1 protein-coding gene is annotated in these 378 nt (G+C 73.8%); it reads right to left on the bottom strand.

Features of this window, described 5'->3' with window-relative positions; genetic code table 11:
- Positions 1-39: 39 nt before the first annotated feature.
- Positions 40-378, bottom strand: a 339-nt coding sequence (locus VTU_RS0124855; protein WP_010110707.1) for an alpha/beta fold hydrolase, incomplete at its 5' end; no start/stop codon positions are given.

A 378-nucleotide genomic window follows, 5' to 3' on the forward strand; every position in this document is an offset into this window, starting at 1 on the left:
TCAGCAGGCTGACGATGGCGTTGATCTTCAGGCGCAGCGTCATCGTGGCAACCCGTCGCCGAAATCGCCGTGCAGCGCGTAGTGGTCCAGGGCCGCGACCATCGCTGCGGCCATCGCCGGGTGCGCCGGATCGTGGCCCGCGCCGTCGATCCAGCGCAGCCAGCTGTGGGGGATGCGCGCGTGCACCGCCCGCGCGCCCTGCGGGTCGCAGATGCGGTCGTCGCGCGCGTGCAGCAGCAGCGTGGGCACCTGCGGCAGAGCGGCCAGGCGATCGGGCAGCGGGGGGGCGTCGAGCCAGCAGCGCTGGAGCAGGTAGTGGCTCTGCACGCGGTAGCGATCGACCAGCGCGTCCAGGCCGGCGCCCTCGGGCTCGGGAGC

The sequence above is a fragment of the Verminephrobacter aporrectodeae subsp. tuberculatae At4 genome (genome assembly GCF_000193225.1).
Lineage (GTDB): Bacteria > Pseudomonadota > Gammaproteobacteria > Burkholderiales > Burkholderiaceae_C > Acidovorax > Acidovorax aporrectodeae.